Raw genomic sequence first — 10,742 nt, 5'->3', positions numbered from 1 at the left:
TGTATTTGGCGGACAGGCTATGATGGCTTAGCGGACAAATAGATATAAATAAGAGATCGCCCGGTTCATTCTTAGGAGTGAATCGGGCGATTTTTGTTTATTATAAGTCTTTCAGTAATACTTTACTTGCTTTTTTGTAGTACTCTTCTCTTGATTCTACCAGTACCCGCCACTCATCACTGAACTCTTCTTCTTTGTCTATCTTGAAGTTCTCAGAACCATAAGTATCAAGGCGCTCGAGTAGTACAGCTACGTTTAATTTATTGATATCCATGGAAGGCTGATAAGCAATGTTTTCGCTTTTTTGGTCAGTCACAACTTCGTGTATCAGATTGATTTCCTGCAACTGATACAATGTCTGATTGGTGAGTCGTATCGGGATCTGATGTTCGTCTGCCAGCTGTTCGGAGGTATATGGGGGCTCGTTTTGTTCAAAGCGTTTGGCTATAAGAGACATAATGAGGATAGAGATAAAGTCCCGGTAACGGCGGCTGATATTCTGGGTGTCTTTATCGAAACTAAAATTCCTTATGTTTTGTCCTGCAAAAGTCAGTTCTGCTCCAAACAAACAGATGGTCCAGGAGATTTGCAACCACAACAGGAACATCGGTAAGGCAGCAAAGCTGCCGTAGATGGCATTATAGCGCGATACCCATAACTGACTGCTGATGTATAGAAACTGGAATGCCTGGTAAGCAGAACCGGCAAGGATTCCTGATATCAGAGCATGTTTGAACTTCACTTTTGTGTTGGGCATAAATATATAAAGCCCTGTAAACATAAACCAGGTGAGCACAAAGGGGATAAGCCGTATCAGAAACTTCATAATAGGAGCCAGCAAAACGAAATCTTCTATCTGCTTCAACATTGTACTCATGAAGATGGAAAGACCACCGGAAACAACAATAAGGATAGGCATCAGAAGAAACATAGAGAAATAGTCGGTGATTTTGCGATACATATTTCTCGCTTTTTTTACTCCCCAAATGCGGTTGAAGGTAATTTCGATGTTACTTACCAGATTGATTACCGTCCACAATAACATGATTAAACCCACTCCGATGAAAACTCCACCTTTGGTTTGCGACAAGTAAGAGTTTACAAACTCAAGAATGGTATCAGAGGTTTCGGTTGCACCTCCAAAACCGTTGCGGAACTGATGTTCCATTATGGTGGAGACACCAAATCCCCGGGCAATGGCAAATACAATGGCAAGTATAGGTACAATGGCGAGCAATGTGCTATATGTTAGTGCAGAAGCTTTATTGACAATACGGTCTTTGGTGAAACGGTTGATGCAGAGATAAATGGTTTTGATGATATTGTAAACCGAGAATTTAGTTTTGGTTACCTCATCTTCCGTGATACGCCAGATGTCATAGGTGATAAATTTCCATATATCTGCTATTCTTTTATTCATGGCATTCAGTAGATTATAATTTTAAAAAAAAGCAGTCGGCCTGTAAGCCGAGTTCTGTCCTTGTATAATTTTTAATTTATAATTATTAATTAAACAAGTGCCTGTCATTTATCTGAGTGACATGTTACCATGCCACTTTAGCGGTCTACCCTCCGACATGGAGCGAGCAACTCTCATAACGCCGGTATACATGACCTTACAACTCCCAAGACGTACAGCCCGACACGTCACCATGCGGCTGGTGGGCTTTTACTCCACCTTCTCACCCTTACCTTGTCTTTCCGAAGAAAGAGAGGCGGTTATTTTCTTCTACGTTACTCTACCCTCGCGGACAGCTTTCTGTTAGGAAGTGGGATGCTCTGTGTTGCCCGGACTTTCCTCCTGTGCCGAAACACACGCGACAGACCAGCCAACTGCTTTAGGGGGGCAAAAGTACGTCATTTATTTCTTTTATGCTAAAAAATAAACACAAACTTCTTCTTTATTGTTCGTGCAATCCCTATCTTTGCTTTTAGAATGGAGTCAGTAGTTAGACGTTAGTAGTTGGTAGTTAGAATCCTTTCGGCATGACAACGCTAATATGCTGCACAGATTCTAACTACCAACTACTATCTACCAACTACTATCTACCAACTACTATCTACCAACTACTAATTTCAATTATGCTTCAATGAAAATGCGTATCTTTTTTTTCAGCTTGTTATGGTTTATAGTGACAGGCATTAAAGCTCAGGACATTCCGTCCGTACCTGCCGATTCGGCTTATGGTGTTGTTAGTGTATCTGTTTGTAATATGCGTGCTGAGGGTAAATTTACCTCTGGTATGACTACGCAGGCTTTGCTGGGGATGCCGGTGAAGGTATTGCAATATACAGGCTGGTATGAGATACAAACACCTGACGACTATACCGGATGGGTGCATCGGATGGTTATCAGCCCAATGTCCAAAGAGAAGTACGATGAATGGAACCGGACAGAGAAGATAGTAGTAACGGCACATTATGGATTTACGTATGAAAAGCCTAATGAACATTCTCAGACAGTTTCGGATGTTGTGGCAGGCAATCGTCTGAAGTGGGAGGGGAGTAAAGGACATTTTTATAAGGTCTCTTATCCAGATGGCAGACAGGCCTATATTTCAAAGTCGATAGCAAAGCCCGAAAAAGAATGGCGTTCAGAGTTGAAGCAAGATGCAGGGAGTATTATTCGTACAGCTTATACGATGATGGGAGTTCCGTATTTATGGGCGGGTACTTCTTCTAAAGGGGTGGACTGTAGTGGTTTGGTGCGTACTGTACTTTTTATGCATGATATTATTATTCCCCGGGATGCTTCGCAACAAGCATATATAGGGCAACATATTGACATAGCACCTGATTTTAGTAATGTGGAGCCGGGTGATCTTGTTTTCTTTGGACGGCAGGCTACGGCTGAGAAAAAAGAGTCTGTTTCGCACGTCGGTATATATATAGGTGATAAGAGATTTATTCATGCTTTGGGTGATGTGCATATCAGTAGTTTTAATCAGGCAGATAAGGAGTATGATGCATTTAATGCCGGGCGATTGCTTTTCGCTGTCCGTTTTCTACCTTTTATAAATAAGGGGGCGGAATTGAATACAACACTTACAAACCCCTACTATAAAAAGAATTAGCATGCAAAATAGAAGAGATTTTCTGAAGACTGCCGCCCTGGCGGCTATAGGTTCCGGTCTGATTGTGAACAATACTTTTGCGGAAGCTTCTCATCCTGCTTCTTTTTCTATAAACAGGTTGGGAAAGGGTGGAAAGATGAAAATGAAGTTTTTTCCTTATGAATTAAAACTGAAGCATGTGTTTACGGTAGCTTCCTTTTCGCGTACTACGACTCCTGATGTGCAAGTGGAGATAGAATATGAAGGGGTGACCGGATATGGTGAAGCTTCCATGCCTCCCTATTTGGGGCAAACAGTGGATAGTGTGATGAAGTTTCTGAGTAAGGTTAATCTGGAACAGTTTGATGATCCGTTTGAACTGGAAGATATTCTGGCTTATGTTGATAGTTTGAGTCCGGGCGATACGGCAGCAAAAGCGGCCTTTGCATGATCTGGTAGGAAAACTGTTGGGAGCTCCCTGGTATAAGATATGGGGGCTGAACAAAGAAAAGACACCTTCTACCACGTTTACTATTGGTATTGATACACCGGATGTAGTACGTGAAAAGACACTTGAGGTGGCTGGGCAATTTAATATACTAAAGGTGAAACTGGGACGTGAAAACGATAAGGAGATGATTCGGACAATTCGCTCGGTCAGTACGCTCCCGATAGCTGTAGATGCCAATCAGGGCTGGAAAGATAAATTCTATGCGCTCGATATGGTTCATTGGTTGAAAGAACAGGGGATTGTGATGATTGAGCAACCTATGCCTAAAGAACAGTTGGAAGACATTGCCTGGGTCACTCAGCAGAGTCCGTTACCGGTGTTTGCTGATGAATCTTTGCAGCGTCTTAGTGATGTGGCTGCTTTAAAAGGTGCTTTTACCGGAATCAATATAAAGCTGATGAAATGTACCGGAATGCGTGAGGCATGGAAAATGGTGACTTTAGCGCGTGCACTGGATATGAAAGTAATGGTAGGGTGTATGACCGAGACATCTTGTGCCATATCTGCTGCTGCGCAATTTTCTCCGGCCGTTGATTTTGCTGATTTGGATGGTAATTTACTTATCTCCAATGATCGTTTTAAGGGAGTGGAGGTATTAAAAGGCAAAATTACGCTCAATAACTTACCAGGAATTGGAGTCACACTGTCAGTCTGACAGGTACTAATGTGGCAATAAAATAATGTGCTAATTGAATAATATGCCAATGTGCCAATTGCCATGCGGTATGCCACAGCGCAGCCAATTGGTATATTGGCACATTGGCATATTGGCACATTATTTAGCATATTATCCAAATTGTTTTTCTGCCATGTTAAAAGCCTTGTCATGTAACGAATGCAAATTTGTCAGTGTCCGTCGTTAAGCGCTGTTAATCAGTAAATATTCTCTGTTAAAAGAGGACAAAAAAGAGTGACAAGTGGAATAAGTGAATGATTTTTGTCGTTATTTTAACGTCATAAAGTTAAAACAAATTAGAATATTAACATTTTAAAGAATAAACAAAGAGTAGTATGAAACAGACAACAAAAAACATTCTTGGAGTAGGAGCCATCGTTCTTCTGAGTTCAGGAGTTGCAGGTTTAACAACCTATAAAATGATGCAGACAGGAGATAGCGACAAGCAGGCGTCATTTAATGAGGTGTTCCAACAGAATCCTGATGTGAAACTGGCTGCTTTTGATGCAATCAATGCGCAACCGGTAGACTTGACACAGGCGGCAGAGAATTCGCTTCATGCTGTAGTACATATAAAGTCCACTCAACAATCAAAAACTCAGACTGTTCAGGGAGCACCTGATATTTTTGACTTCTTCTTTGGTGATGGCGGCGGACGTCAGCGCCGGGTACAGACACCGGAGCGTGTAGGTTTTGGTTCGGGAGTTATCATCTCTAAGGATGGATATATTGTAACCAACAACCACGTGATTGATGGTGCGGATGAAATAGCAGTGAAGTTGAATGACAATCGCGAATTTAAAGGCCGTATCATTGGTACAGACCCGAGTACTGACCTTGCATTGGTGAAAATAGAAGCAGACGATGATCTGCCTACTATTCCGGTAGGTGATTCAGAAGCACTGAAAGTAGGTGAGTGGGTACTCGCGGTAGGTAATCCGTTCAATCTGAACTCTACTGTAACGGCAGGTATTGTAAGTGCAAAAGCCCGTACGCTGGGTGTTTACAATGGTGGCATTGAATCTTTTATTCAGACGGATGCCGCTATCAACCAGGGTAACAGCGGTGGTGCACTGGTAAATGCAAAGGGAGAATTGGTAGGTATCAATTCTGTGCTTTCGTCACCTACAGGTGCGTATGCCGGATATGGTTTTGCTATACCAACCAGTATTATGAAAAAGGTGGTTGCCGACCTGAAAGAGTTTGGAACCGTACAGCGTGCTATGTTGGGTATCGCAGGAGCTTCATTGGGAAGCAGTATTATGGAAGACCAGCAACCTATAGACAAGTCGGGCACTACGCTTCGTGATAAAGCGAAAGAGTTTGGTGTAGTAGACGGAGTTTGGGTACGTGAAATTACTGAAGGTGGTTCGGCATCCGGTGCGGATATCAAAGTAGACGATGTGATCATAGGTATTGATGGTAAGAAGGTTCACAACTTTGCCGACTTGCAGGAAGCGCTTGCAAAACATCGTCCGGGTGATAAGATTACTGTGAAGTTGATTCGCGATAAGAAAGAAAAGAGTGTGGAAGTGACTTTGAAGAATGAGCAAGGTACTACAAAAGTAATAAAGAATGCCGGAATGGAAATTCTGGGTGCAGCTTTCAGAGAACTCCCTGCCGACTTGAAGAAGCAACTCAACTTGGGATATGGTATAGAGGTAACAGGTGTTTCCAATGGTAAGATGAAAGATGCAGGTATCCGTAAGGGATTCATCATTCTGAAAGCTAACGGACAGCAGATACGTAAAGTGAGCGATCTGGAAGAGGTGCTGAAAGCAGCAACCAAATCACCGGATCAGGTATTATTCCTCACAGGAATGTTCCCATCAGGAAAACGTGCTAATTATGCTGTTGACCTGACTCAGGAATAGTTTATTAATTGAAAATTGAAAGTTACTATGCAGTATATAGCGCAGCCAACTTTCAATTTTCAATTTTCAACTTTCAATTAAAAAAAGGGTGCCGGTATACAACTTGTCGGCATCTCTTTTTGTTTATACAGATAATAATAATGGTGAAAAAGTTTCGTTAAGATAGTTAGTTAACAAATTATTTGTCGTAACTTTGCACTCCAAATCTGTTTTATAAGAATGAGACAACTAAAGATTACCAAAAGTATCACTAACAGAGAGAGCGCTTCTCTTGATAAGTATTTGCAGGAAATCGGTCGCGAAGACCTCATCACTGTAGAGGAAGAGGTAGAGCTTGCTCAGCGTATTCGTAAGGGTGACCGTGTAGCGTTAGAAAAACTGACACGTGCCAATCTGCGTTTCGTCGTGTCTGTAGCCAAACAGTACCAAAACCAGGGTTTGAGTTTGCCTGACTTGATTAATGAAGGCAATTTAGGACTGATTAAGGCTGCCGAAAAGTTTGATGAAACACGTGGGTTCAAGTTTATCAGTTATGCTGTATGGTGGATTCGTCAGTCTATTTTGCAAGCATTGGCAGAACAGTCACGTATCGTTCGCCTTCCCTTGAATCAGGTTGGTTCACTGAATAAAATCAGTAAAGCCTTCTCAAAATTCGAGCAGGAAAATGAGCGCCGTCCATCTCCGGAAGAGTTGGCAGACGAATTGGAAATCCCGGTTGATAAAATCTCTGATACGTTAAAAGTGTCCGGCCGTCATATTTCGGTAGATGCACCTTTCGTTGAAGGAGAAGATAACAGCTTGCTGGATGTGCTGGTGAATGATGACTCGCCTATGGCGGATCGCGCTCTGGTTAATGAGTCTCTTGCGAGGGAAATTGATAGAGCTCTTTCTACGTTAACCGATAGAGAAAAAGAAATCATACAGATGTTTTTCGGTATCGGACAACAGGAAATGACATTAGAAGAAATCGGCGATAAGTTTGGTCTCACACGTGAGCGCGTTCGTCAGATAAAAGAAAAAGCAATCAGAAGATTAAGACAAAGTAATCGTAGCAAATTGCTCAAATCGTACTTGGGATAAGGCGATATATCAGTTTTCGACAATTAAGGTATTAGTCGTGTAAGTTGAAGTGTTTAGGGTAACTATCTTAAAAAACAGACTTGCACGACTTTTTTTATCCCCCTTTTTTGTTACCTTTGCCGCAATAAAACAGTTTAGATATGAAATACGTAAAAATACTATTTGCAATAGCACTGGTGTTCACTTTGTGCTCAGCGTTCTCAATTAAGAAAGGTTCTCATAAGCCTGTGTATGCTTTTGGCGTTTCTGCCTCATTTACAGATACTGTGGTGTACTATACGGATATTCAGTTGATTGATAGTGTTCATCTTGATAAGAATGGTTTTTTGCCACATCGTGAATTGTACAGCTATCAGTTTAAAAACTTTTTAGAACTGGATATGAATCAGCCTAACAGGACTTGTATGATTTATTTTTCGGATAGTAAGAAGAAGATTGATAAAGAAGCTTTGAAAATATTGGGGAAGTACAAGAAGAACAAAGCGGTGGCTTTGCAAAAGGTTGATCCTGAAAAATTCAGGTTCACTAAACCGGAAGAATAGTTAAGATGTTAATATATAAGAGATGCAGTGTTTGTGTCTCTTATTTTTTTATCTTTGTGGGTAATATATTAAGAAACAGAGCATACTATAATTATGAGAATTACCATATTATCTTTATTGGTTTCATTTTTTATTTTGACTTTTACGGCATGTCGTGATGACAACGAAGTTTCGGGACCAGAGAAGCGATCATGTACAGTATTGGTATATATGGTAGCGCAAAACAACTTGAGCTCTTTTGCCGAAGCAGACTTTAATGAAATGCTTGAAGGAATGAAGTCTGTGGATGATCAGAATAATAACTTGATTATTTATAGGGATGATAATTCAAAACCGCGTTTAATCCGCCTATACAAGGATAAGAATGGTACGGTAAAACAAGAGAGGCTTCAGGATTATGCGGAACAGAATTCTGTAGATACTGAAATAATGAAAAGTATTTTAAATCAGGTCTATTCGGAATATCCGGCTGATAGTTATGGATTGGTGCTATGGTCACATGCTGATGGCTGGGCTCCTTATCCGGGAGTTAAATCCAGGTCATTTGGAGATGATGGCGGGAATTCAATGAATATTGCAGACCTTCGTAAAGTGCTTGAGGGTACCCGGCACCTGAATTTTGTCTTTTTTGATGCTTGCTTTATGCAAGCGGCAGAAGTTGCTTATGAGTTGCGTCAATATACAGATTATATAGTGGGTTCTCCTACTGAAATTCCGGCTCCGGGAGCTCCTTATCAGGTTGTAGTGCCTGCTATGTTTGAAGATGAAGATGCGGCGGCAAAAAAGATTGCTGAAACATATTATACAAACTATGCAAATACGTATAATGCGGAGATACGGGAAGGGGAGTATAGCCCATGGAAAGACCGTAATTATCTTACTAATATTTGGGTTGCAGGGGTTTCGTCTGCAGTGGTAGATTGTAGTAAGCTTGAAGCGCTTGCCGCTGTCACGGGAGAGCTTGTCTCAAAATATGTGGATGCATCGACCACTTCCGATAATGTATATTGCTATGATAAGAGAAAAGGGTATTCATATAATTACAATAACTCTAAGCTCTATTATGATTTTGCTGATTTTATGAAAAAGATCACGGGTGACAATGATGAATATAGAGTTTGGGAACAGGCTTTTAAGGAAGCTGTTCCCTACTATTATACTACTCCAAAAAACTTTTCAGATTGGGTAGGGGCCTTTGATATGACTGGAACGTGTGGTTTGTCTGTCTTTATACCTCGTAGTGCAAGTCCGAAGTTAAATGATTTTTATCGTGATTATCAGTGGTATTACGATGCGGGTTGGGTGAATACTGGCTGGTAAGGTAGTATTGCATCTTGGTTGATTTTTAGACAATGCATAATTATTGTTTTTTGGTTATTATATTTGTTTTAAATCCGCTATACAAGAAGTGTTTTCGTCTTAATATGTGTAGAATCGCTAAAACTCCCGTTGCAATACCGATTTTGTAATGTAATAGTCCTGTTGACGAACTGGCTCCATTGACGAATAGTAGCAATAGTATGCCCGTAATAATAACCAGTGCAAAGGTTATAGACAAAAGCAGTACAACTTTTCTTTTACCTTTACAGCCTATTGTTTTTAATCCTTTATACCAGTTCCAATGGCTTTTGATGTGCGCAATTCCGAATATAGTAAATAACAGGCTGACGATTGTGTGAAACACAGCCCAATTGTGCCATATTTCATGGTTGGCATGGTGTTCGGCGATGTGTAGCTTTATTCCTGTGTATAATGACAAAATAAATAGGGGAATCAATATTAAATCCGTAAAGTAAATAAATCTTTTTTTATTCATTGTTCCTTTTTGGTTGCAAAGTTACAATGCGTTGTTAAATGGAAAAATAGACAATATAAGGTAAAGATTGCACTATTCAAGGTATTTCTTTCTATATGAGGTAGGATTTAGGCCTGTTGCTTTCGTAAATAAACGCGTGAAATAAGCATAATCATCAAAACCTAAATTAATAGCGATCTCTTTTATATTTAGAGAGGTATATATTAGCATTCGTTTTGCTCTCAACATAAGTTCAATTTGAATATATTTGCTTACGCTGATTCCGGTAATACTTTTAATAGCTTCGTTTAAATATACCGGAGATATATGTAACGATTTTGCATAGTGAGATATTCTCTTTTCTATGTGTAGCTCTCTTGAAAGTAGTTCTTTGAAAGCTAATGTGATATCTATATGTCTTTTATTTTTAGACTGTTGTCGGATAATTCCTTGTATGGCTTCTGTTATTATCCCTACGGCAGCACGTGATAGATTTTGTATAATATGTTTTGATTTATTGTTTCCCGAATCGTTTATTCTGTGGAGAATGATGGCGAATAATTGTTCCAATTCAAAGCGTTGTTGATCGCTTATTTTGAATGGCGTCAGAGATAGAGCATATTCGGCAAGTATTTGTTTGGTCTCTGAGTCTATGAATACACTGTCAATAAACAAAAGAAATGTTTTTGCGTCGCCTGCATTGGTAACATGATGCACTTGATGGGGCTGGGTACATATTATTTCACTTTCTGATAAATGATAGTTCTTAAAATCTATACTGACACTGCACTTTCCGCTATCCACCATACCGAATATATAATAATCATCCTGATGAATATAGTTAATAGGCGATTTTGATGAAAAAGGGGAGACCTCTTTCAAATATATTCCGAAATCAGATTGTTGAACGACTTTGTGTATTGGGATAATTGGCATTTGATCTTTTTTTGCAAAGTTAATAAAAGCAACTGATAACTCTCCAAAACAATGTTAAGTATAACAGTAGATGAGTGAGAAAGAATAATCAACTACTTTTTATCTGTGGGAATCTATACTTCAATTTATAGATTTTCTCGCACGCGTATACGCATGCGCTTATATATTATAATGTATCTTTGTTTTCCTTTGTTTTCCTTCCTTTCTTTTTTTATGTTTTACAATACCTTTGCTTATCAGCGTATTACGATAAAATTTCATATTTATTCCAAAAT

8 protein-coding genes, 1 other RNA gene and 1 pseudogene are annotated in these 10,742 nt (G+C 39.8%); 6 read left to right on the top strand and 4 right to left on the bottom strand.

Annotated features, from left to right (window positions below; translation table 11 throughout):
- Positions 1 to 100: 100 nt before the first annotated feature.
- Positions 101 to 1,420 (bottom strand): YihY/virulence factor BrkB family protein, encoded by a 1,320-nt coding sequence (locus tag QX565_RS20560; protein ID WP_221651317.1) that lies wholly within the window; start codon positions 1,418 to 1,420, stop codon positions 101 to 103.
- A gap of 27 nt (positions 1,421 to 1,447) precedes the next feature.
- An RNA gene (gene rnpB, locus QX565_RS20555) (RNase P RNA component class A) lies at positions 1,448 to 1,837 on the bottom strand.
- A 253-nt stretch (positions 1,838 to 2,090) separates the two neighbouring features.
- On the opposite strand from rnpB, the gene QX565_RS20550 reads away from it, so the two are divergent.
- The 6 genes and pseudogenes from QX565_RS20550 to QX565_RS20525 all read left to right on the top strand — a co-directional run bounded on the left by QX565_RS20550 (position 2,091) and on the right by QX565_RS20525 (position 9,056).
- Positions 2,091 to 3,074: a C40 family peptidase gene (locus QX565_RS20550; RefSeq protein ID WP_289294214.1), complete on the top strand. Its 984-nt coding sequence runs from the start codon at positions 2,091 to 2,093 to the stop codon at positions 3,072 to 3,074.
- Position 3,075: 1 nt separating this feature from the next.
- Positions 3,076 to 4,219 (top strand): annotated as a pseudogene (locus QX565_RS20545) (dipeptide epimerase).
- A 356-nt stretch (positions 4,220 to 4,575) separates the two neighbouring features.
- Positions 4,576 to 6,114, top strand: a complete 1,539-nt coding sequence (locus QX565_RS20540; RefSeq protein ID WP_289294212.1) for a Do family serine endopeptidase — start codon at positions 4,576 to 4,578, stop codon at positions 6,112 to 6,114.
- Positions 6,115 to 6,333: 219 nt separating this feature from the next.
- A complete protein-coding gene (locus QX565_RS20535; RefSeq protein WP_221651321.1) occupies positions 6,334 to 7,194 on the top strand; it encodes a sigma-70 family RNA polymerase sigma factor in 861 nt (286 codons plus the stop codon).
- Positions 7,195 to 7,334: 140 nt separating this feature from the next.
- Positions 7,335 to 7,736 (top strand): hypothetical protein, encoded by a 402-nt coding sequence (locus QX565_RS20530; protein WP_221651322.1) that lies wholly within the window; start codon positions 7,335 to 7,337, stop codon positions 7,734 to 7,736.
- Positions 7,737 to 7,829: 93 nt separating this feature from the next.
- Entirely contained in the window at positions 7,830 to 9,056 is a 1,227-nt protein-coding gene (locus QX565_RS20525; RefSeq protein ID WP_289294210.1) for a clostripain-related cysteine peptidase, read from the top strand.
- Positions 9,057 to 9,096: 40 nt separating this feature from the next.
- Here the strand turns inward: QX565_RS20525 and QX565_RS20520 are convergent, their stop codons facing one another.
- Positions 9,097 to 9,552 carry a DUF4405 domain-containing protein gene (locus QX565_RS20520; RefSeq protein ID WP_289294209.1) on the bottom strand — a complete coding sequence of 152 codons (456 nt, stop codon included), beginning with the start codon at positions 9,550 to 9,552 and terminating at the stop codon, positions 9,097 to 9,099.
- A gap of 72 nt (positions 9,553 to 9,624) precedes the next feature.
- Positions 9,625 to 10,467 (bottom strand): AraC family transcriptional regulator, encoded by an 843-nt coding sequence (locus tag QX565_RS20515; protein WP_289294208.1) that lies wholly within the window; start codon positions 10,465 to 10,467, stop codon positions 9,625 to 9,627.
- Between the last annotated feature and the right edge of the window lie 275 nt (positions 10,468 to 10,742).

Origin of the sequence: Bacteroides sp. 41_26, assembly GCF_949740115.1 — a bacterium.
In the GTDB taxonomy this organism is placed as follows: domain Bacteria; phylum Bacteroidota; class Bacteroidia; order Bacteroidales; family Bacteroidaceae; genus Bacteroides; species Bacteroides nordii.
This window is presented reverse-complemented; position numbering and strand designations above follow the sequence as displayed.